This window comes from Ruegeria sp. A3M17, assembly GCF_003318255.1.
Lineage (GTDB): Bacteria > Pseudomonadota > Alphaproteobacteria > Rhodobacterales > Rhodobacteraceae > Ruegeria.
Window position 1 is genome coordinate 216,429 of sequence record NZ_QOCF01000007.1, and the last position, 21,074, is coordinate 237,502.

Genomic DNA, 21,074 nt, shown 5'->3' on the forward strand with positions numbered 1-21,074 from the left:
GAAGCGTCCGATCCAACAAGACCCCGAAAGGCGCGGGAGTGAACAAAAACGACACCAAACTGTTTTCCGCGTGGGATTTTCCGCTGTCGCTGGTCCTGTTGACGCGTCTGCCGATGCCGCGCCTGCCGGAATATCTGTTTGCGCGGCAGGCCAATGCGGCCTGGGCCTTTCCCTTGGTGGGGCTGGTCGTTGGGGCGGCGGCCTGTGCCGTCGGTTGGACGGTCGGTGCATTCGGCCTGCCCGCATTCGCCAGCGCCGTGATACTTGTGGCAGTGCTGGTGATCGCCACAGGCGCGATGCATGAAGACGGGCTTGCGGACACGGTTGACGGGTTTTGGGGCGGGTTCAACACCGAACGCCGCCTGGAAATCATGAAGGACAGCCATATCGGTGCTTATGGCGTTCTAACCCTGATCTTTACCCAATTACTGCGCGCCGCGCTGATCGCGGCGCTTCTGTCGGCCAACGCATTTGCGGGTATTCTGACGGCCTGCATCATCTCACGCGCAGTCATGCCCATCCTCATGGCAACTTTACCCAACGCCAGAAACAGCGGTTTGAGCCATTCGGTCGGCGGCCCAAGGGCCGAGACAGCTGCGATAGGCTTTGGCCTTGCGGTCATCTTATCGCTGCTGCTGATTGGACCAACCGCGCTGATGGCAACGGTATTTTCCGCGCTGATCGTTGGAATCCTGGCACTCGTCGCCAAGGCCAAAATCAAAGGGCAAACGGGCGATGTTCTGGGTGCCTCGCAACAACTGGCAGAGCTTGCGTTCCTTATGGCATTGGTTGCAACGCTCTAAGTCGTTCCGCCGGTTTCGATCCTGAGAGTTTCACCGCAGTGCTTGCAATGGACCGCATCGGGATCATGACGGTAAAGGCCACAGTTTGAGCATTTGTGACGTACTTTCTGCGGCATGAAAATCGCCTGCGCCAACCGGACGAACAACGCCACGCCGACGATCATGATGAAGACCGAAAACAATTTGCCCCCCGGCGTCGCCAGCGTGATGTCTCCGAACCCGGTGGTCGTCAGGGTTGCCATAGTGAAGTAAAGCGCATCGATATAGGCGTGCGGGCTGTTTTCCGGGATGAAGAACACCAGAACGGCGGTGGACGTGGCGAACACGAACACCAACAGGTTGATCGCCGCGATCACTGCATCTTCATGCGTGCGAAAAAAGTCGCTGTCCCGTCGCAGGTCCCTTAGCAGGTGATAGGAATGGATCAGGCGCAACGCTCGTAAGATACGCAGGAACGCCAGATTCCACGGTAGAAACAGATCAAGAAACAGCGAAACGATCACAACAATGTCGGCCATCGTGTAGACTTGGCGCAGCAGCTTCCAGCGATCCTTTGAAATCCACATCCGCGCCGAAAAATCCAGCACGATGAAGAACCCAATGATCAGGCTGGCAACGGTAAAACCCGTGCCATGTTCGCCATTTGCCGTAGCGACAAAGAAAACGATGGTGATCGCGTCAAACAGGATCAAGCCATAGCGAAACCAGACGGAAATGGGGTCGTGGCCGATATATAGATATTTTACTGTTTGTTTTACGTTCACTGTCTACGCGCCTCTTCTTGCTGGAAAATTAGCCGTAAACAGAGCTTTCACCAAGCCATCAACGCGAAAAAGCCGCCCCCTTTCGGGAGCGGCCAGGAAATTGACTTGAAAAGCGATCAGGCAGCCGCGGCCGCGCGCGAGGTCAGAACCTCATCAATCTGCTTGGCCGCCGATACTTCACCTGCGCCGGACACAGCCGCGACTTCGCGGGTCAGGCGTTCCAGCGCGGCTTCGTACAGCTGACGTTCAGAATAGCTCTGTTCGCGCTGGTCGTCAGTGCGGTGCAGATCGCGCACAACCTCGGCGATCGAGATCAGATCACCGGAATTGATCTTTTGTTCATATTCCTGTGCCCGGCGCGACCACATTGCACGTTTCACCTTGGCCTTACCCTTCAGGGTTCTCATCGCCTGGCTGATAACGTCAGGCGAGCTGAGGGACCGCAGGCCGGATTCGGTAACCTTGTTGGTCGGCACCCGCAGGGTCATCTTGTCTTTTTCAAAAGAAATGACGAACAGCTCGAGCGAGTATCCCGCGACTTCCTGCTCTTCGATCGAGATGATCTGGCCCACACCATGGGCGGGGTAGACAACATAATCGTTCGGGCGGAACTCAAGCTTTTTCGACTTAGACATACAGGTTCATCCTTGGTTACGAGAGAGAGGCAGAGACAACAAAAGACCCCAAACCGTGCCAACATCTGGCCCGGTCAGGCGGTAAGTTTGTCAAAAAATCAGAACTCCAAAGCGTACATACTTACGGAGTCATCCCCATCTCATTCATCATTCAGTTTCTGAGTATATCACAAAATTGCGACGCCCGAAAGTCCGCCCCCCGCAATGGTGAAGAAACCACAGACTTTTCAGAGCGATACAGCAGAAGAGCGCTATTCAAACCACCCGGTTCAGTTACCGAATCGCTTAACCGCCTTCACCGGGTGCTTCAGAGAAATACTTCTCCATTTTGCCTTCTTCGCCGTCACGCTCTTCCGCTTCAGGCAAGGGGTCTTTCTTGGTCACGATAACCGGCCATTGTTCCGAGAATTTTCGGTTGAACTCGACCCACTGTTCCATTCCAGGCTCAGTGTCGGGACGAATGGCGTCTGCAGGGCATTCGGGTTCACACACACCACAGTCGATGCATTCGTCGGGGTGAATGACCAAAGTGTTCTCACCTTCGTAAAAACAATCCACCGGACACACTTCGACGCAGTCGGTGTATTTGCAGCCAATGCAGTTTTCGGTGACGACATAGGTCATTGTGGGATTCCCATTCTCGGTTTGGGCGTCTAGCTAATTCAGTCTGGCCCTCTCTTCAAGGTAGGATCAACCATCCCGGGGGCGAGAAAGATCAAGCGCGCGCCTATCTTTCTTTGTTGGACGACCCTTTCCCTCGAATCCCGGGTTCTTAGGAGGCACGTCCTTCTTTTCCGTCATATCGAAGTACAATGTTTGTGCCTCGGTCGCCGGGCCACGCCGTTCCCCCAGTGCTTCGACGCGTACTACGCGCACGATACGGCCTTGGGGGAAGGTCAGAACGTCACCGGGCCCAACGGCCTGTGCCGGTTTCAGAACCCGGTTTCCGTTCAATCGGACATGGCCGCCGCTGACCTGTTTGGCGGCCAGGCTGCGGGTCTTGAAGAACCGCGCCTGCCACAACCACTTGTCGATCCGCAGCTTGGCCTCGGCCATCGCAGATCAGTTGCCGTCCTTCAAACCCATAAGCGCTGCTGCAAACGGGTTATCGGGATCGATCGCCTTTTCCTTTTTGGGCGGACGCGACGAGAAGGTCTTGCCACCTTGCGGTTTGCCACCCTTCTTGCCTTGCGGCTTGCCGCGACCGTCCTGCGGTTTGCCGCGCGGCTTGCCTTTGGCCGGCCCCTGCCCTTGCCGCTGTTCGCGGCGCGGAGCACGGTTCGCCGGGCGCTGACGCCCCCAGGTGAAAGTGTAGAACACCTCAACTTCGGTCTCATCTGAGGCGGGTTCGGTTGTTGGAGCCTCGGCTGCCGCCTCGGTGCTTTCGGTGGCCTCGGCTGGCGCCTCGGCGGTCGCGACGACCTCTTCGGCTTCTGCCTCGGGTGCCGGGGTTTCTTCGGCGGCGGGTTGTCCCGTCACATCGGTCGCAGGCTTTTCGGCCTCGACCGGTGCGGCTTTGACCTTTTCACGCTCACCGCGCTCGGCCTTATAGCCCAGCCCCTGCATCAGATCCGCGAACTGCTCGAGCGTCATGCCGGTGATCGACAGCATATCGGGCTTGGCCTCAAAACCACCCCGGCTGTCTTCGGCACGCAGCATGTCTGCCAGACGCTCCAGCATGTCGATACGGATCGAACGCTCGCCCGCATCGCGGTAACCGCACATGGTATCGTAGCCCTCGGGCGCACCTTTGGCGACCGGAACAGTGACCAGACCCGGAGGCGGCGCGTCAGGGAATTCCTGCAGTCCACCGGCCAGCGCCCACAGCACCAAACGCAAGCGCGTGGGCGCAGGTTTCAGCAACAGCGGCATGAAGATGGTGAACTGGCCAAACCGGATGCCGTGCTTGCGCAGGGCACCACGGGCGTCCTGATCCAGATCTTTGACCTCTTGCGCAACACCTTCGCGCGGCAAAACACCCAGCCCTTCAACCATGCGGAAGGCGAACCCTTTGGCCAGGCCTGACAGCTCTTCGTCGCGCGACAGGTTCAATAGCGGCTCAAACAGCGCGGCAACCTTTCGGTCGATGAAATGCTGCAAACGGCGCTGCACTTTCTGTTCGACATCCGGGCCTGCGGCCTCATCCACAAACACCTCGACCATCGGCTTGAGAGGTTCTGCCCCAGCAACCAACTTGCCAACAGCATACTCACCCCACATCAGGCCACCCTGATCGGTAAAATCAATTTCCGTATCGGGCGCGTTGTAAAAGCGGTCTGCACGCAGATGGAATTGCGGTGCGAGTGCTTGCAGAGAGGCCGATTTGAGAGCTTTCGCCTCGGTTCCCTGTGCGCTTTTGTCCGGGGTAAACCGGAACCCTTCCAGACGACCGACGAATTCTCCTTCGACGGTCACTTCACCCTTGTCATTTACTTCGGCCAAAAGGGCCTCCTTCTGTTTGAGCCGGCGCAACAACACTGACGTGCGCCGGTCCACAAATCTCTGAGTCAAACGATCATGCAGAGCGTCCGACAGCCTGTCTTCTACAATGCGCGTTTCCGCGCGCCAATGTGATTCGTCACGCACCCATCCGTTTCGTTGCGCAACATATGTCCAGGTGCGAATATATGCCAACCTTTTGGACAGTGCATCAATATCCCCGTCTGATTTGTCGATGCGGCGGATTTGCCGCGCCATGAACTCGTCAGGGATAGTGCCGCGTTCATGCAGGTGCCCGTAGATCACTTCGAGCAGGCTGGCGTGTTCCGCGTGGCTGATACCGCGAAAATCGGGGATTCGGCAAACATCCCACAGCAATCGGACGGACGGTCCATCGCTGGCACGAGCCATAACTTCGGCCTCTTGAGACAGCGATTTCAGCGCGTTCAGATCGTCTGCTGGTCGGGCTTTAATCAGATGTTCGCTGTCCGGGCTGACTTCCAGCGAGTCGATGAGAGCGTCAACCGAGCCGAACCGTAAAGCGGCATTCCGCCAGTTCAGTTTCTTCATCGGCGTGAACCGGCTGTCCATGATCGCCTGTGCGACCCCTTCGTCCAGCGGCGGCGCTTCACCAGTCACCCCAAAGGTACCATCCGACATCCCGCGCCCTGCCCGACCTGCGATCTGCGCCAGTTCATTTGGGGCCAGGGGACGCATCCTTCGACCGTCGAATTTCGTCAGCGACGAAAACGCCACGTGGTTCACATCAAGGTTCAAACCCATCCCGATAGCGTCAGTTGCAACGAGGTAGTCCACCTCACCGTTCTGATACAGTTCGACCTGCGCATTCCGGGTGCGCGGGCTGAGCGCGCCCATAACCACGGCGGCCCCGCCCTTTTGGCGGCGCAGCAGCTCGGCAATGGCGTAGACGTTATCGACCGAAAACCCGACAATGGCGCTGCGTGCGGGCATGCGGCTGATCTTTTTCGAGCCGGAATAAACCAGCTGAGACATTCGTTCACGGCGAATGAACTGCACTTCGGGCACCAGTGCCGCAATCGGTCCGCGCAGTGTGTCTGAGCCCAAAAACAGCGTCTCGTTCGTGCCGCGCGACCGCAGCAGACGGTCGGTGAAAATATGACCACGCTCGGGATCTGCACACAGCTGGATTTCGTCGATGGCTACGAAATCTGCACCCATGCCTTCGGGCATCGCCTCAACAGTGCAGACCCAATATTTAGCACGCGGCGGAACGATCCGCTCTTCACCCGTTACAAGGGCAACGACCGACGGCCCGCGGATCGCGACGATCTTGTCATAGACCTCGCGCGCCAGCAGACGCAGCGGCAGACCGATCACACCTGTCCGGTGTCCCAGCATCCGCTCAATCGCGTAATGGGTTTTACCTGTGTTGGTCGGGCCCAGTACGGCCACGATTCGGGATGACCCGCTCACCTTTGCCCCCTGCCCCAGCTTGTTAGAGGGCCGAGCCCTCGACCCGGGGCTTCAGTCGATTCACGGCATTGGTTACTTCTTCGTGATGGGGATGTATAGCTAAAGCACGCTCATAAGCGTCCAGCGCTTTGTCGGGTCGATCGACGATCTCAAAAATCAGTCCCAATCCGTAAATAGCCTCGTAGTTGTTGGGGTTCAGCGTCAGGGCGTATTCCAGATCAGCCGCAGCCATACCGAAACGTTCGATCCCGAAAAAGGCCGATGCTCGCACGTGCCAGGCTTCCGCAAATTGCGGCGCGTGATCAGTCAGCGCAGTCAGATGCTGGATCGCAGCCAGCGAGTCGCCGTCCTCCAATGCCTCGCGCCCGCGTTCCAGCAACAGATCCGCCGAGGCCGAGCCAGACTGTGCCCACAGCGCCTTGAGCTGACGATCTATGTTCATCGCCTGTTCGGGGGTTGCCTCCGACAGTTGCAGCAATAGCTGTTCTTCATCCTTGGAATCCGCCGTTTGAGCGAAAGAAGGAATGGAAAACGTGACTAGAAGCGCTGTTGCCGCGACGATACCTTTGAGATTGGTGCTTGCAATGCTCATAACAACGTTCAGTGTAGCGCTGCGCCCGCGGATGTCCATTCCCGGCGCACAAACATAGTGAGGAGAATCATGAGCGACACTCTGGAAAAAGCGGCAGCCGCGTTGAACGAAAAACTGTCGGGCGGCGATTTTACCGCGTCGGCAAAATTTGCCATCGCAGATCTGGGCTCAATCGTTTTGGACGCAAGCGGCGCGCGCGTCAGTGACGAAGAAACAGACGTCACCATGAACGCCGATGCGGACACGTTCGAACAAATACTCAGCGGTGAGTTGAACCCCACCGGCGCGTTCATGTCGGGCAAGCTGACCGTGGATGGTGACATGGGCGTTGCCATGCAACTGGCATCGGCACTGGCCTGATGGACCTGTCGCCGGCCCCTTTCTTTGCAGACATGGCCGGCGTCCCCGCCGGTGGTCAGGCTCATTGGCTGAACACAGCGGACAACACACGCATTCGGGTGGGCCACTGGCTGCCCGAAGGCGATACCTGCGGCACGGTGATGATGTTTCCCGGTCGCACCGAATACATCGAAAAGTACGGCAATTGCGCGGCTGAGTTTACGGATCGCGGCTTTGCGTTTCTGGCTGTCGACTGGCGCGGTCAAGGCCTGGCCGACCGGTTGCTGGATGACCCACGCGTCGGGCATGTCGAACAGTTCACGGACTATCAACAAGACGTTCAGGCCACGCTGGACCTGGCAACCAAACTGAACTTGCCGAAACCGTGGTTCGTGATCGGGCATTCCATGGGCGGGGCTATTGGTATGCGCGCGGCTTTGGAAAAGAACTGCTTTGCCGCCTGTGCCTTTACCGGGCCCATGTGGGGCATTTTCTTTACCCCGATCATGAAACCGCTCAGCCGTCTGACAGCCTATTGGGGACCTAGAATAGGGTTGGGGGAAAAGACCCCACCAACCACGTCCCTGGAAAGCTATGTGGCGTCACAGGGGTTCGAGGGTAACGTACTGACCCGCGATCCGGATATGTTCCAGATGATGAAGGATCAACTGGCTGCACAGCCCGAACTGGCGCTTGGCGCGCCTTCGACCATCTGGCTGCGCGAAGCGTTGGATGAATGCGCCTGGTTGATGGACCAAACCGCTCCGGATTCGCCATGTCTGACCTTTCTGGGCAGCCATGAACAGATTGTCGATCGCAAGGCTATCCGCGCCCGCATGGCGAACTGGCCTAGCGGCACGTTGGTGGAAATCCCGGATGGCGAGCACGAAGTTCTGATGGAGGCGCCCGACGTGCGCGGGCCGGTCTTTGACCAGTTGGCCGCTCATTTCAAAGCCGCGCAAACTGACGCGGTGCCGGAACCGGTTCTGACTTCCGAAGTCTGATCACGCACCGCTTGTGATCCCCGCCTCGCGCGCCTAGATGTTGGCGAAAGCTATTATCGAGGTGATCCATGCGCGACCTTCCCTTTCCCGTCCGAGACGCAAATGCTGCCGGAGGTGCAGGCAATCTGGGCAACTTGCCGGAATGGGATCTGACCGATCTCTACACCTCAGAGGACGCGCCCGAACTGTCTCGCGATCTGAACTGGTTGGAAAAGGAATGTGCCTCGTTTGCCGAAGACTACGAGGGTAAGCTGGCTGATCTGGATGCTGCGAGTCTGCTGACCTGCGTTGGGCGCAATGAGAAGATCAATTCAATCGCCGGGCGCATCATGTCGTTTGCTGGCCTGCGCTATTATCAGCTGACCACAAATGCCGAGCGTGCCAAGTTCCTGTCCGACATGCAGGAAAAGATCACCATCTTCACCACCCCGCTGGTGTTCTTCACACTCGAGATCAACCGCATCGACGATGATGTCCTGAAGGCGCATTTCGATGTGAATGCAGATCTGGCGCGGTACGAGCCGGTCTTCCGCCGCATCCGCGCGATGAAACCCTACCAACTATCTGACGAGCTTGAGAAATTCCTGCACGACCTCGGCGTTGTTGGCGACGCGTGGGAGCGTCTTTTTGACGAAACCATTGCCGGGCTGACCTTCACCGTCGATGGCGAAGAGCTGAACATTGAAGGCACCCTGAACTTTCTGACCGAGCAGGACCGCGCCAAACGCGAAGCGGCCGCGCGTGAATTGGCCAGCGTGTTTCAAAACAACGTCAAAACCTTTGCCCGCGTCCACAACACACAGGCCAAGGAAAAGGAAATTGTCGACCGTTGGCGCAACATGCCGACCGCGCAAACCGGCCGCCACCTGTCCAATGACGTGGAACCCGAAGTCGTTGAGGCCCTGCGTGAGGCGGTCGTGGCCGCCTACCCCAAGCTCAGCCATCGCTATTATGAACTGAAACGCAAGTGGCTGGGGCTGGACGTGATGCAGGTTTGGGACCGCAACGCGCCTCTTCCGATGGAAGACACACGCATCGTTGACTGGGACGAAGCCGAAAAGACAGTGATGGAGGCCTATACTGCCTTCGATCCCCGCATGGGTGAAATCGCGGCCCCCTTTTTCTCAAAAGGTTGGATCGACGCTGCGGTTAAACCCGGGAAGGCTCCGGGCGCGTTTGCGCATCCAACCGTCACCGAGGTTCATCCATACGTGATGCTCAACTATCTGGGCAAACCGCGCGACGTGATGACACTGGCGCATGAGTTAGGGCACGGCGTCCATCAGGTACTGGCGGCCGATCAGGGCGAGATGTTGTCTTCGACCCCACTGACGCTGGCTGAAACGGCGTCGGTCTTTGGTGAAATGCTGACCTTCCGCAAGATGTTGGACAAGGCCGAAACTCCGGAACAGCGCAAGGTGCTGCTGGCCGGCAAGGTCGAGGATATGATTAACACGGTCGTACGTCAGATCGCCTTTTACGACTTTGAATGCAAGCTGCATGCGGCCCGCCGCGAGGGCGAGCTGACCCCGGATGACATCAACGCCCTGTGGATGAGCGTTCAGGCCGAAAGCCTTGGCCCGGCGTTCGAATACATGGATGGGTATGAGACCTTTTGGGCCTATATCCCGCACTTCGTCCATTCACCGTTCTACGTCTACGCCTATGCGTTCGGTGACGGTTTGGTGAACGCGCTATACTCGGTCTACGAAAGCGGTGCGGACGGGTTCGAGGACAAGTATTTCGAAATGCTGCGTGCCGGTGGATCGAAGCACCACAAGGAACTGTTGGCACCCTTTGGACTGGACGCAAGCGATCCCAAATTCTGGGACAAGGGTCTGTCGATGATTTCCGGCTTTATCGACGAGCTGGAAGCGATGGAGGGATAAGCACTGTCTAGGTCGGCAACCGCCAATGCGGTTGTCTGCTTTGCGGACCGAAGTTGCCGTTCATTTGTCTTGACTATGTCAACCGCAATTTAGCGTGTTAGTTGTCAGCAATGAACCAACTAACCTCAGCCAAGCGGAACGCAATACCCTATGCCTTTGCGGTCGTTGGTGTGCTTTTTGCATCCATTTGTTTTGGCCTTGTACCCTACTTTAGCCGTGGGCTCACCGATCAGGGTCTCGCTCCCTTTGCGGTTGCCTTTTATCGGTACATCTTGGCAGCGGTTGTCCTTTTGCCCGCACTTGTAATGCATCACTCAAAGTGGCGGGAAATCATCTGGGGTATGGTTGCAGGCGCAGTGATGGGCCTTGGCTGGGTCGGCTATGTTACTGCTCTTGAGACTGTTCCTGCATCGACGGTTGGTGTTCTCTACATGACCTATCCGGTGTTTACGATTGCCATCGCATGGGCGCTTTTTGGTGATCAACCAACACGGCGTAGCCTTATTGCGGCTGGATTGATCGTTGTTGCTGCGATATTCGCAGGTTCTCCGGCATCGGTGCCTCCGGACCAAATTCCAATCCTTCTCGTCTCATTAGCGGCACCTTTCGGTTTTGGCTTCGGCATATGTGTTCTCGTGCACCGCCTATCACGTATTGCGCCTTTAGCCAGAATGGCGTCAGTCTCGCTTGGGTCGGTCATTGGCCTTGCCCCTCTCATTCTTTCATCCGAGGTCGGCGAAATCCTACCAGAAGGTGGGGGCGACTGGTTTCTGGTTGTCGGGTTTGGCCTTGTGACCGCGCTTATTCCGCAACTGATTTACACGATCTGTTCGCCTATTATTGGGGCAACGCGCACTGCTGTAGTCGGAAGTATTGAACTACCCACGATGTTTGCTGTTGGCGTTCTTGCATTCGGTGAAGTAATCACGGGTGCTCAGGCGTTGGCCTGCGCGCTAGTTTTGGGTGCGATTGCTCTCACTCAAAGTCGCTCAACTCGAACTGTGACGACCGTGATCAGCAAGGAGCCTGAGAGGTAGCTTTGGGCTCACAGCCGACATTTAAGGCCTCACTTCAACTGACTGTCCTTTGATCCACGCCGATTGATCCCGCCGCTTGTCTTGAAGTTGCCATCACGCTCCTGCTGGCAATACAGGCACAGTTTCACACCGGGAATAGCGACCTGGCGCTTTTCTGGAATCGGCTCTTCGCATTCAGCGCAATGGGTCAGGCTTTCCCCGACGGGCCGTTTTTGCGCCTGCATCCGGGCCAGTTCGTCCGTAATGGACGCCTCAATCTGTTCACTCACCGCGCCGTCACGCGCCCAGCCGCCTGCCATGGTCTCCCTCCTGATCAGGTGACAACCAGATTAGTCCAGCCGAGCGCTGCGTGGCAAGTCAGAGGGCGACTGCGCCCTCAAACACCCTGTCAATCATTGCCTGCGTTCCGCGCGAGAATTCCAACGGGCATGGGTAATCAGCCCCGTCGCGAACCGACTGGCAAAATGCCTCGACCTGAAGTTTGTAGTGATCTTCGCCCGGGAAACGTGTGACCTGAACCTCAAGACCCGGACGATGCAGTTCCACCCGCGCCTCACCAAAAACACGCGCGTTGAAAGGCGCGGTCAGGCGGATCACGCCACCCTCGCCATGGAACACCATCTCCTGATGCGGGTGCATCCGGATCGAGACGTAGCTGGAATAGGTGAAGTCGGGGAATTGAGCGCGAATCTCGGTGAAGGCATCAATGCCATCTTCCCAACGGATCGCAGATTGTACCGAGACCGGCTCTTGCCCTGTAGCGAACCGGGCGCTGCCGATCACGTAGACGCCGATGTCGCGCAGCCCACCGCCGCCGGTTTCGGCCCGGTTTCGGATGTTGCCAGTGTCCGCCCGATTGTCAAAGCTGAACGCGCCGGTCACATGCACAAGCTTTCCAATCGCCCCGTCCGCGATCTGCTGCCGCACGAACTGCCACTGCGGGTGGTGCACGATCATGTATGCCTCGGCCGCCAATAAACCGGTCTGATCGCGCTTTTCGATCAGGGCATCAAACTCGGGCGCGGACATGGTTATGGGCTTTTCACACAGAACATGCTTACCGGCATCCAACGCCTTGAGGCTCCATTCGACATGCAGGTGGTTGGGTAGCGGGATATAGACCGCGTCGATTTTGGGATCGGCCAAAAGGGCGTCATAGCTGCCATAAACCGTCAGATCAGGGCAGTACTGCTGGAACGGCTCAGCCTTGGCTGCGTCCGACGTGGCAAGACCCGCGAGCCGGGCCCCGTCCGCCGCGTGAATTGCCGGCGCCATGAACTGTCGTGCGAATTTCGCGGCGCCCAGAACGCCCCATTGAACAGGTTGCTGCATACCGCCGCCTCATCCTTTGTTAGCTTGTGCCGTCTCTATCAGGGAATCGCTTTAAAGTCAGGGGTTTCGTGGTGTTTTCCGCCCTTTAACGCACGTAAACCTGAGAATTTCTTGATCCGTTTCATTGTCTGCCCCGTAGCAACTATGTCACCGGGTAATCGGCATTGTCCGCTCAAATCACCCGGGATTGATGTTGTGACCAACTGGGTGGGAGATTGCCAGACATGCCAACACCGACAGAGACTATTACCGGAACCGTGTTGATGAGCGGAGCCGTCGGCTCGTTCGATGACAACAACGGAGATTTTGACATCCTGCGCGAGGCCGTTGTTGCCGCCGGCCTTGCTGGGGCACTGGATGACCCCGAGGCCAGCCTTACGGTATTCGCCCCGACCGACGCCGCCTTTATCGGACTTGCCCAGGCATTGGGCTATGCGGGTTCGGACGAAGCAGGCGCGTTGGGGCACATCGTCAAGGCGCTGACCCTGTTGGGCGGAGGGGATCCCATCCCCCTGCTGACAGAGGTTCTGAAATACCACGTGGTAAACGGGGAATTCGACCTGGCTGCCGTTGCCGGCCTGGGCGACGGCGCGCAGATCGAAACGTTGCAGGGTTCGTCAGTTGAGTTGAACCTTCAAAGCGACCCACCAAGTCTGGGCGATGCAGATGACGGCATCGCCGATCCGGGTATCATCCAAACCGATATTGATGCCACAAACGGGATCATTCACGCCCTAAACGGTGTCCTTCTGCCCGTATCGGTTACGGACATTCTGGGTCAGAAAAACACTGATTTCATCCTCGGCGACGACTCGGACGAGTTCTACTTTACTGGGCGTGGTCAGGACTTTGTTCATGCTGGTGATGGAAACGATGTCATCAATACCGGCAGAGGAAACGACGTCGCGTTGGGCGGCGCTGGAAACGATGTGATCTTTGGCGGTCGTGGCAAAGACATTCTGCGCGGTGATGAAGGCGAAGATACGATATTCGGCGGCAGAGGGGCCGATGTGATCGACGGTGGAGCCGACGATGACATCCTGTTCGGCGGGCGTGGCAAAGACATGTTTGTCATTGAAAACGGGGACGGCGATGACTGGATCGTCGACTTCCGGATCGGCAAGGACAAGATTGACTTGTCCGGCTACGAAGGCATCGCCGGATTTGAAGATATCGAGGATGATATCTCGGGTGGCTTCTTTCAGACCACCATCGATCTAGGTGACGGGGACAGTATTGTCCTGGCGGGTGTTGGGGCCGGACATCTGACCGAAGACAGCTTTATCTTCGCCTAAAGAAAATCAGCCCGCCGTTGTGGCGGGCTGAACCAATTGGGTCAGACAGTACCCAGCATGCCCTTTTCACGGGCCAGTTCGCGCATCTTTTTCTGCAGTTTCTCGAAGGCACGAACCTCGATCTGACGAATGCGCTCGCGGCTGACATTGTACTGGGTGCTGAGCTCTTCCAGCGTGACGGCCTGATCCATCAGACGGCGCTGAGTCAGGATGTCTTTTTCCCGGTCATTCAGGACATCCAGCGCAGCCGCCAGAAGCTCGCGGCGGGCATCAAGCTCGTCGCGGGCTTCGTAATCGCCCGCCTGATCGGCATCCTCGTCCTCAAGCCAGTCCTGCCATTGCATGGTGCCTTCGCCTTCGGACCCGACGGTCGCGTTCAGCGAGGCATCACCACCAGACATCCGGCGGTTCATGCTGATGACTTCAGCTTCGGTCACGCCCAGATCAGTAGCGATCCGCTTGACGTTTTCAGGGCGCAAATCGCCCTCTTCCAGCGCACCAATACGGGCTTTGGCCTTGCGCAGGTTAAAGAACAGCTTTTTCTGTGCCGATGTCGTGCCCAGCTTGACCATCGACCACGACCGAAGAACGTATTCCTGGATCGAGGCACGAATCCACCACATTGCATAGGTCGCCAGACGGAAACCTTTTTCCGGGTCAAACTTTTTCACAGCCTGCATAAGGCCCACATTGGCCTCGGAGATCACTTCGGCCTGTGGCAGGCCATAGCCGCGATAGCCCATAGCGATCTTGGCCGCCAATCGCAGGTGCGACGTGACCATTTTATGTGCAGCTTCAGTGTCTTGCTCTTCGACCCAACGCTTGGCGAGCATGTACTCTTCTTCCGGCTCAAGCAGCGGAAATTTGCGAATTTCCTGCATATAGCGGTTCAGGCCGCCCTCGGGCGTCGGCGCGGGGAGATTTGCGTAATTTGCCATGATTCATGTCCCTCCGACAAATGTTTACTTCGTTAACATGGGATATGGGAATAAGTCCCGATCCATTCAAGAGGTACCGTTAACAGTTTGAAATTAACGATTGATAAAGGAAAGCTAAGAACGCGTTACTCACGTATGTTTGCGTATTATGTCAGCGGCGCGCGCAGTTGTTCAATCAGAAATTCCATATCATTTGGTAAATCGGCCTCAAACCGAAGATTTTCGCCTGTCACAGGGTGCTCAAAGCCTAAAACTGCGGCATGCAGCGCCTGTCGCGGAAAACTGCGCACAGCCTCGGCGGCGGCAGCACTGAAGGCTTTCGCCGCAAGCTTGCGTTTACCCCCATACACTGGATCCCCAACCAGCCCATGCCCGGCATGGGCCATATGGACACGAATTTGGTGCGTCCGGCCGGTTTCCAACCAACATTCAATCAGCGCGATGCCTGCCGGGTTGCCAAATGTCTCGACCAACCGCGCCCGAGTTACCGCATGCCGACCACCATGGAACAGAACCGCTTGTTTCTGCCGATCATTTTTGTGCCGCGTCAATTGCGTGGTCAGCCGCATGATATTGCCCGGTTCAAAGCTGACACCCTTGATGCCGCGCAAACGTGGGTCATTCGCATCCGGAACTCCGTAGCAAATCGCGCGGTAATAGCGTTCGACGCTATGCGCCTCGAACTGAGCCGCCAGACCATGATGCGCCGCGTCAGACTTGGCGACCACCAGCAAGCCGCTGGTCTCTTTGTCGATGCGGTGCACGATGCCAGGGCGTTTGACGCCCCCCACACCTGACAGGTCCTTACCGCAATGATGCAGCAAAGCATTGACCAGCGTTCCGTTGGGCGAGCCCGGCGCTGGATGAACGACAATGCCTGCCGGTTTGTTGATTACGATCAGGTCCGCGTCCTCATAGACGACGTTCAGCGGGATATCCTCGGGACCTATGTGGCTCTCTTCTGCTTCGGCGACGGAGATCGACACCGAGGCGCCTTCGGTCACCTTGGCCTTTGGGTCCCGAACTTCGACACCGTCAATGGTCACCTCGCCGTTCTCGATTAGACGGGTCAGGCGGGTGCGCGACAGGTTTTCATCCGCTGGTACATCCCGCGAAAGCGCCTTATCAAGGCGTGGCGGCGGATCGGCCGCGATCTGAAATTCAATCTGGCGGGTGCCCATGACTGTCCCTTCCGAACCCCAAGAACCGCAGGAAACACCGCAGATTCGCTTGCTGCGGCGCATGGTCATGCTGCTGACCGCGGTGATGATTGGCGGGGTTCTAGTGACATTCGCACTGATTGTCATCCGACTATCGGACAGAACCCCTACTCTGCCCGATCAAATCGAACTGCCGGATGGTGCCAAAGCTCAAGCCGTAACGATCGGCAGCAACTGGTATGCCGTCGTGACCGATGACAACCGCATCCTGATTTTTGACAAGACGACCGGAAAACAGCGTCAGGAAATCGTCGTACAAGAGTAGCGATCAGCTGTCTAATGCCATCCGGAACACGATCTCAGAGGCTTTACGCAAAGCCTCATACTCTTCGGGCGTATCCCGGCGGAACGTCTTGTCCTCATCGCTTAGCTTTGTCGGGCTGAACAGTTCGGGTCGGTCGGGAAAGAACTCTTGCTGAAAGGCGGTATCCTGCTTGGCCAGGAACTCGTCCAGCCAAGCGCGCTCATCTGGTTCCAGCACATCGTTCCGGCGCACCATGACGGGGTCATCGACAATAATTCGGCGCAACTGGCGGCTTTTCTTACGCCCCAGCGCACGGGAGATGACGCCAAAAGCTTCGCTCGCCGCGCGGGATTGCGACGGGTTGGACACGCCCCCAGCGGCAAGTTCCTCGGCCAATGGTGTGCCGATCCGCGACAGGAAATCATCGACGACGTTGCCCCGCACCATGCCCGCTCGTTCGTATAAAAGCGGAGCAACGGTGACGCCGGGAAAGGCGGTGCGTATTTCGGCCAGTTTGGCAGAAAAACTCAATCGTTCCGGGTGATTGCGGATAAGATCAAGTTGCTGGCGGATGTATTCAGTCCCGCCGTTGGACAGCCGCCCGGCCTTGGCCCGCTGTTTGTAATCGGCCTCGAAGAAATCGGAATACCGCCGGCAATAGTAGGTGATCGTCAATGCACGCGAGGGGATATCGGCAAAAACCTCGGCCAGCCGGTTCAGATTGCAGCCATAGAACATCTCGGAGGATACAACGCAGGTCTGATCCACATGCGCGTCGTATTCGGTGGTCATGGCGGACCGAAACGGATCCATCGGATCAGCGCTTTGGTTGATGTGAAAGGCGACGATGTTGTGACTTATCGCGAGACGTGTGTCGCCATCCAGCCGGCGTCGGCCGGCCTCCATATAGTGCAGGCCGATCTCGTTCATGACCGAATGTTTCCGGCGCAAAAATCCCTGCAAGGCGGTCGTGCCAGTTTTGGGCATCCCCATGTGCAGCCAAAGCATTACCTAGCTCCTGTCCCCGAACTGTCCTGCGTCATGCCTGCTGGCTGGCCGTGAAACCCGCGGTCATCTGCTGCATGAGGTCCTGCATCTCGGGCAGGTCGCGCAATTGCCCGATCTGTTGGCGGTGCAGATCGCAGGACGCATGATGCAAGCGCGCAACCTCGGGGTCAGAGAGCATTTCGTAATAAAAACCACGTTTGCGATCCAAAACCACGTCGATCGAGGTATTCGTCTCGGCGTTCTGGTTCATCATGTTCCAGTATTCCAGGCCAAGGCTTTCACCTAAATGGTGGGCACGACCGCGCATCTTTTTGACCAGATAGCTTTCACAGGACTTCAGCGCATAGTGATTGACCTGCACAAAGTCATAGCCGACCGAGTCACGGGCCGATCGCCAGCTTTTTTCATAGTATCGCTCGGGCATAAGTTGGCCTGATCCGTTATACCAATGACATTCTTCGATGGTTTCGACGGCCGGCTTTTTGGGCCGGTGAACACCCAACCCATCCCAAATCTCACGCTGGAACATGGTCTTAAAGCCCCAAGCCTGTGGCGGCCGGTAGATCTTTTCCGGAGCGGCCTGCCGGAACTGATCCGACAAAAACCGGTCTTCATACCGCACGACGCCTGCGTTTCCGAACAGCCGCCAGGTCATTGAAATCGTCTTGGCGTCAGGAATAGCATCAGTCAAAGCCCGCAGCGTGTGATCCCCGGTCTTGATGTTGATATGTTCATCGGCGTCGATCACCACGACCCAATCCTGCGGGCGTGCGACTTCCATCTTCAGGAAAGTATTATAAGCACGCTTTTGCGGGCTGGTTTTTCGGCGCGAATTGTTGTCGATATGCGTCAGCACGCCCTTTTCATCCAACCGTTGCAGCAAGACATCGGTGCCATCGGTGCAGTCATTGGTCATCACCACCATCTGGTCGATACCAATCGCACGGTTATGGGCCACCCACTCCAGCACAAACGGGCCTTCGTTCTTCATCGGGGTGACACTGATATATCGTGGGTCCTGATCGGCCATACTTGACTGCCCTGTTCGTTGTTCTTGCCCGGAACTTATCGGGATCATTCGGAATTTGCCCGTAAATTACGTTGAATTGGTGGAACTACCAAGGGGAAATCCACGCAATTCACCCTCCTGCCCGTTTAAGTTGGTTTGAGAACCGCTTGTACGTCGGGCACAAATCTCGGGCTTTTTGAAGAAACGCACGGGCAGCTTCCTTTTTGCCCTGTTGTAACAATATTCGCCCGGCCTCGCCCTGAATAGCGGCGGTGTCGTCGTCGATCTCTGCGGCCTGAATGATCTGCCTCTGGCCCTGTTCAACGGCACCGTTCATTTCCAGCATCTGTCCCATTGCAAAGATCAAAAAGGCGTTGCCCGGATCGCAAGCCAAGGCATCCGCCATGGTTATCCGCGATGCTGTTCCCTCGCCTTCTGCTTGGTACAGTTCGGCCAATCGTTTGTGATAGAGTGGATTGTCGGGCACATCCGACAGAACCTTACGTGTGATGTCAATGGCCTCAGCATTGGAAATACTCCCAATATGTGCCCCCAGTTTGGCGCTAAAACTCCGTACTCGTGGATCCTCGTCAGGCATATCGGTCATCCGAATAAGACCGTCATGCAGCTGCTTCAAACGGGGTTTGTTTTCCAAAAGCCTGCGGGCTTTTTGATCCAGAGAAAGGATCGACCAATCCAACAGAAGAAAGTCGAAATTGCACGGCAATCTCACCAGCACTTTGCGCTGTGCGACATGGGAGTTGAAATTGAACCAGGGCCTGCGGATAACCTTTTGCAGCGACCAGTCGGTAGGTGGAAACAGCCGCAATGATATCTGATCCCGGTAGACAACGCGCGACCCAAACACTAACACGTCAGGTCGGATCGGTTTGGCCCAAAATGCACGGCTGAATGCCTGGGCTGCTTGCCAGCGTTTTCGCTTTTCCCCCAACGCTGCTGCCTTCAAGGCACCACAAACCGCGTAGTCTTCGGGCCATGTATGGGGGTCCAACAAAGCCGTCTCGACCATCTCTGCAGATTCATCCCACTTGTTTGCGTAAAACAAGTTGAGCGCTTGAAGAAGTGGCAGAAACGCGTTGTCCGCCCCCTCATCCAGCAACCTTGAAGCGATATCGCTGGCCTCTTCGGTTCGATCGTCTGAATGCAGCCGGTTCATGTGGAACAGAACCTTGCCATAAATATGCGCGGCCTCGGACGTGTTCAAAAAGCCATCAAACCCAGTCTGTAGGCGCCGAATTGCACTCTCATTCGCCTGAGAAATTTCTTCTTCTGTCAGAACATCCCGAAACACTCTTCGCTGTTGACCCGAAATCCGGGCGGCCGCCATGGAAAAGGCCGAGATGACCGGCGCGATTACCTGATCTGCGCGTGACATTGTATAGAGTTCCAGAAAATCGCGTTTCGCCCGGGTCACCCCGGACAAATCGGTAATGTCTGACATCTGCAATAGATGTGGAAACTGTTTCTGAAACCGGGCAATCAGTTCCGGCTGGTCCGAGAACATAATGGCCGCTTTATCGGCGTTCTTCTCTAGATGCGCCTCATACAGTTCTTCGGGTTCGATCTTTGCAGGCCAGGTTGTGTGCTTCCACGGCAGCCCATTCAGAATATCACCGCGGCGGATGTGATAGGCCGACACGCCCTGCCCTGACAGCCTGGCATCCGCGCAATCCATGATTCCGCGTATTTCTTCGGTGAACCCGACCCGGTGAATAAAGTCGCGATATCGCGGGCGGATGGTCTCGACGTCCTCCCACGGGAAGGCCAGCACCTCGAAACCTTCCTCGACCAGCACCGACCGTCCAGCGTTGAGATGCGCAATCAGGCGGTCGGGCGACGTGTCGCTTTGGAAGGACCAGATCGGCAAGGCATTCTGCGAAAGAGCTCCGAACTCCTTAGGAGTCAGGAAATGTTCATCCATCCAGTCCTGCGCGAACAACTCTCGTGGGTGGTCCAGCTCAGGCGCGTCCGCGCCCTGCGGGAACCAATTCACCCGGTAGGTCGTGCTGAAATCTTCGGCCAGCCGGATGCAGGTCAGCATCATCAGCAACCGGGCGCCCATGCGGTCCTTGCGCTGACCGACAAACACACCTTTGGCGGTGGTCACGAGGCGTCCCTTTCCTTCTCAGCCATGGCCTGCCGGCGCAGTCGGCGGAACCGCTGCCGGGCTTTTGCCGCCAAGTCTGGGTGCCGCTCGGCGCCGATGGCCTCAATCCCCCGAATATACATAGGCAGGCGACGTCGGGCGCGCATCATCTTGTAATATCCAAGCGCATCCAATGAGCCGTCCATCGCCCCCAGCATCACGGGCTTGAGGATATCCAGCTTGCGCAGCATGGGCGCCGCGAAATGGTTTGAAAACCAGGTCTTGAGCAACATCACGTTGTCGCCCTGCAGACGCTGAACCTGCTGCCGGTCCAGATCAAAGAATGGGTCGTAAAAGACGTAAGCCTTACCAGCTGTCTGAACAGTTTGGGCCGCATCGCTCATCGGCAGGTCCCAATCCTGTACGCGGCCGAACCTATAGCGGGTTTCCCAAGGCACCAGCCGTTCATCCAGTGTTGTCTGAGGGTTGAACGCGATCACGTGCGCACCGGGTACATGCGCCGAAAAGGTCAATGCCCCAAAGCCGCCCATCGATGCGCCTGCAAAAACCACCTGATCGAACCGGTCAAAGAACCCCTCGGCGACCTTGTTTTCAAAATAGGAAATGATCTCGGGGTCGCGATACCATGCCTTGGTGCGCGCGAAGACGCCCATGTGGGACCACCCTTCGTCGCGAAAGAACTTCCAGCCCCACGGCTCGCGCGCGAAGGACAGGTCATTGGCATTGGCGATATTGTCGAAGCTGACTACCAGACGCTTCGGGTAACGCCGGTGGAACAGGATCGAGTGGCGTTCCAGCTTTTGAAAATATCCAGTGCCGTCGCCGCCGGGGTACAATTCGACAAACCACGGCGGAGCGGGATCCGTCAGAATACGCTCATACCCTGTCTTGCGGTCAGGGTGTTCCGGTTTCAGCTGCTCTTTTGAAAGATCTTCGGCCATGA

The 21,074-nt window shown here is 57.1% G+C and carries 21 protein-coding genes; 7 read left to right on the forward strand and 14 right to left on the reverse strand.

The features are described from left to right. Positions 1-38: 38 nt before the first annotated feature. The gene (gene cobS / locus DS906_RS04530; RefSeq protein WP_113789104.1) at positions 39-803 is read left to right on the forward strand and encodes an adenosylcobinamide-GDP ribazoletransferase; all 765 of its coding nucleotides are present in this window, start codon (positions 39-41) and stop codon (positions 801-803) included. Here cobS and DS906_RS04535 read toward each other — a convergent pair. From DS906_RS04535 to DS906_RS04560, 6 genes are all read right to left on the reverse strand, one after another. Then, positions 800-1,567, reverse strand: coding sequence for a potassium channel family protein (locus DS906_RS04535; RefSeq protein WP_113789025.1), 768 nt, complete (start codon positions 1,565-1,567; stop codon positions 800-802). The genes cobS and DS906_RS04535 overlap by 4 nt on opposite strands. 116 nt (positions 1,568-1,683) lie before the next feature. Next, positions 1,684-2,202: a CarD family transcriptional regulator gene (locus DS906_RS04540; RefSeq protein ID WP_058277666.1), complete on the reverse strand. Its 519-nt coding sequence runs from the start codon at positions 2,200-2,202 to the stop codon at positions 1,684-1,686. Positions 2,203-2,487: 285 nt separating this feature from the next. After that, the gene (gene fdxA, locus DS906_RS04545; RefSeq protein ID WP_058273871.1) at positions 2,488-2,826 is read right to left on the reverse strand and encodes a ferredoxin FdxA; all 339 of its coding nucleotides are present in this window, start codon (positions 2,824-2,826) and stop codon (positions 2,488-2,490) included. Between the two features lie 66 nt (positions 2,827-2,892). Beyond that, the gene (locus tag DS906_RS04550; protein WP_109312058.1) at positions 2,893-3,258 is read right to left on the reverse strand and encodes an RNA-binding S4 domain-containing protein; all 366 of its coding nucleotides are present in this window, start codon (positions 3,256-3,258) and stop codon (positions 2,893-2,895) included. A 6-nt stretch (positions 3,259-3,264) separates the two neighbouring features. After that, positions 3,265-6,096: a helicase-related protein gene (locus DS906_RS04555; RefSeq protein ID WP_113789026.1), complete on the reverse strand. Its 2,832-nt coding sequence runs from the start codon at positions 6,094-6,096 to the stop codon at positions 3,265-3,267. Between the two features lie 22 nt (positions 6,097-6,118). After that, the gene (locus DS906_RS04560) at positions 6,119-6,688 is read right to left on the reverse strand and encodes a tetratricopeptide repeat protein (RefSeq protein ID WP_233494683.1); all 570 of its coding nucleotides are present in this window, start codon (positions 6,686-6,688) and stop codon (positions 6,119-6,121) included. A gap of 69 nt (positions 6,689-6,757) precedes the next feature. Between DS906_RS04560 and DS906_RS04565 the strand changes: the two genes are divergently transcribed. The 4 genes from DS906_RS04565 (at position 6,758) to DS906_RS04580 (ending at position 10,957) form a co-directional block, all read left to right on the forward strand. Beyond that, positions 6,758-7,048 (forward strand): SCP2 sterol-binding domain-containing protein, encoded by a 291-nt coding sequence (locus DS906_RS04565; protein ID WP_058273875.1) that lies wholly within the window; start codon positions 6,758-6,760, stop codon positions 7,046-7,048. Continuing rightward, positions 7,048-8,031 carry an alpha/beta fold hydrolase gene (locus tag DS906_RS04570; protein WP_113789027.1) on the forward strand — a complete coding sequence of 328 codons (984 nt, stop codon included), beginning with the start codon at positions 7,048-7,050 and terminating at the stop codon, positions 8,029-8,031. The genes DS906_RS04565 and DS906_RS04570 overlap by 1 nt, the downstream gene beginning before the upstream one ends. A 68-nt stretch (positions 8,032-8,099) precedes the next feature. Continuing rightward, complete coding sequence (locus DS906_RS04575) at positions 8,100-9,920, forward strand: M3 family oligoendopeptidase (protein ID WP_113789028.1); 1,821 nt, start codon at positions 8,100-8,102, stop codon at positions 9,918-9,920. Between the two features lie 110 nt (positions 9,921-10,030). Next, on the forward strand, positions 10,031-10,957 hold the full coding sequence (locus DS906_RS04580; RefSeq protein WP_113789029.1) for a DMT family transporter: 927 nt from the start codon (positions 10,031-10,033) through the stop codon (positions 10,955-10,957). 29 nt (positions 10,958-10,986) lie between these two features. Here DS906_RS04580 and DS906_RS04585 read toward each other — a convergent pair whose 3' ends face one another. Further along, complete coding sequence (locus DS906_RS04585; protein WP_113789030.1) at positions 10,987-11,256, reverse strand: DksA/TraR family C4-type zinc finger protein; 270 nt, start codon at positions 11,254-11,256, stop codon at positions 10,987-10,989. Between the two features lie 58 nt (positions 11,257-11,314). After that, positions 11,315-12,289 carry a Gfo/Idh/MocA family protein gene (locus tag DS906_RS04590; protein ID WP_113789031.1) on the reverse strand — a complete coding sequence of 325 codons (975 nt, stop codon included), beginning with the start codon at positions 12,287-12,289 and terminating at the stop codon, positions 11,315-11,317. A gap of 224 nt (positions 12,290-12,513) precedes the next feature. Between DS906_RS04590 and DS906_RS04595 the strand changes: the two genes are divergently transcribed. After that, positions 12,514-13,584 (forward strand): fasciclin domain-containing protein, encoded by a 1,071-nt coding sequence (locus DS906_RS04595; protein ID WP_113789032.1) that lies wholly within the window; start codon positions 12,514-12,516, stop codon positions 13,582-13,584. Positions 13,585-13,625: 41 nt separating this feature from the next. On the opposite strand, the gene rpoH is transcribed toward DS906_RS04595, so the two are convergent. Then, positions 13,626-14,522, reverse strand: coding sequence for an RNA polymerase sigma factor RpoH (gene rpoH, locus DS906_RS04600; RefSeq protein WP_113789033.1), 897 nt, complete (start codon positions 14,520-14,522; stop codon positions 13,626-13,628). A 146-nt stretch (positions 14,523-14,668) separates the two neighbouring features. After that, on the reverse strand, positions 14,669-15,703 hold the full coding sequence (locus DS906_RS04605) for an RluA family pseudouridine synthase (protein WP_113789034.1): 1,035 nt from the start codon (positions 15,701-15,703) through the stop codon (positions 14,669-14,671). Between DS906_RS04605 and DS906_RS04610 the strand changes: the two genes are divergently transcribed. Beyond that, the gene (locus DS906_RS04610; protein WP_113789035.1) at positions 15,702-16,007 is read left to right on the forward strand and encodes a DUF6476 family protein; all 306 of its coding nucleotides are present in this window, start codon (positions 15,702-15,704) and stop codon (positions 16,005-16,007) included. The two genes, DS906_RS04605 and DS906_RS04610, sit on opposite strands and share 2 nt — an antisense overlap. A gap of 3 nt (positions 16,008-16,010) precedes the next feature. On the opposite strand, the gene DS906_RS04615 is transcribed toward DS906_RS04610, so the two are convergent. From DS906_RS04615 to DS906_RS04630, 4 genes are all read right to left on the reverse strand, one after another. Next, positions 16,011-16,994: a hypothetical protein gene (locus DS906_RS04615; protein ID WP_113789036.1), complete on the reverse strand. Its 984-nt coding sequence runs from the start codon at positions 16,992-16,994 to the stop codon at positions 16,011-16,013. A 31-nt stretch (positions 16,995-17,025) separates the two neighbouring features. Continuing rightward, positions 17,026-18,024, reverse strand: coding sequence for a glycosyltransferase family 2 protein (locus DS906_RS04620; protein WP_113789037.1), 999 nt, complete (start codon positions 18,022-18,024; stop codon positions 17,026-17,028). Between the two features lie 109 nt (positions 18,025-18,133). Next, entirely contained in the window at positions 18,134-20,131 is a 1,998-nt protein-coding gene (locus tag DS906_RS04625; protein WP_113789038.1) for a hypothetical protein, read from the reverse strand. Continuing rightward, the gene (locus DS906_RS04630; RefSeq protein ID WP_113789039.1) at positions 20,128-21,072 is read right to left on the reverse strand and encodes a hypothetical protein; all 945 of its coding nucleotides are present in this window, start codon (positions 21,070-21,072) and stop codon (positions 20,128-20,130) included. The genes DS906_RS04625 and DS906_RS04630 overlap by 4 nt, the downstream gene beginning before the upstream one ends. Positions 21,073-21,074 lie beyond the last annotated feature (2 nt).

Excerpts from the sequence above, each read along its gene's own strand:
- DS906_RS04540 (WP_058277666.1), bottom strand. The coding sequence starts at position 2,202 with ATGTCTAAGTCGAAAAAGCTTGAGTTCCGCCCGAACGATTATGTTGTC.
- fdxA (WP_058273871.1), bottom strand. The coding sequence starts at position 2,826 with ATGACCTATGTCGTCACCGAAAACTGCATTGGCTGCAAATACACCGAC.
- DS906_RS04550 (WP_109312058.1), bottom strand. The coding sequence starts at position 3,258 with ATGGCCGAGGCCAAGCTGCGGATCGACAAGTGGTTGTGGCAGGCGCGG.
- DS906_RS04560 (WP_233494683.1), bottom strand. The coding sequence starts at position 6,688 with ATGAGCATTGCAAGCACCAATCTCAAAGGTATCGTCGCGGCAACAGCG.
- DS906_RS04565 (WP_058273875.1), top strand. The coding sequence starts at position 6,758 with ATGAGCGACACTCTGGAAAAAGCGGCAGCCGCGTTGAACGAAAAACTG.
- DS906_RS04570 (WP_113789027.1), top strand. The coding sequence starts at position 7,048 with ATGGACCTGTCGCCGGCCCCTTTCTTTGCAGACATGGCCGGCGTCCCC.
- DS906_RS04575 (WP_113789028.1), top strand. The coding sequence starts at position 8,100 with ATGCGCGACCTTCCCTTTCCCGTCCGAGACGCAAATGCTGCCGGAGGT.
- DS906_RS04580 (WP_113789029.1), top strand. The coding sequence starts at position 10,031 with ATGAACCAACTAACCTCAGCCAAGCGGAACGCAATACCCTATGCCTTT.
- DS906_RS04585 (WP_113789030.1), bottom strand. The coding sequence starts at position 11,256 with ATGGCAGGCGGCTGGGCGCGTGACGGCGCGGTGAGTGAACAGATTGAG.
- DS906_RS04590 (WP_113789031.1), bottom strand. The coding sequence starts at position 12,289 with ATGCAGCAACCTGTTCAATGGGGCGTTCTGGGCGCCGCGAAATTCGCA.
- DS906_RS04595 (WP_113789032.1), top strand. The coding sequence starts at position 12,514 with ATGCCAACACCGACAGAGACTATTACCGGAACCGTGTTGATGAGCGGA.
- rpoH (WP_113789033.1), bottom strand. The coding sequence starts at position 14,522 with ATGGCAAATTACGCAAATCTCCCCGCGCCGACGCCCGAGGGCGGCCTG.
- DS906_RS04610 (WP_113789035.1), top strand. The coding sequence starts at position 15,702 with ATGACTGTCCCTTCCGAACCCCAAGAACCGCAGGAAACACCGCAGATT.
- DS906_RS04605 (WP_113789034.1), bottom strand. The coding sequence starts at position 15,703 with ATGGGCACCCGCCAGATTGAATTTCAGATCGCGGCCGATCCGCCGCCA.
- DS906_RS04615 (WP_113789036.1), bottom strand. The coding sequence starts at position 16,994 with ATGCTTTGGCTGCACATGGGGATGCCCAAAACTGGCACGACCGCCTTG.
- DS906_RS04620 (WP_113789037.1), bottom strand. The coding sequence starts at position 18,024 with ATGGCCGATCAGGACCCACGATATATCAGTGTCACCCCGATGAAGAAC.
- DS906_RS04630 (WP_113789039.1), bottom strand. The coding sequence starts at position 21,072 with ATGGCCGAAGATCTTTCAAAAGAGCAGCTGAAACCGGAACACCCTGAC.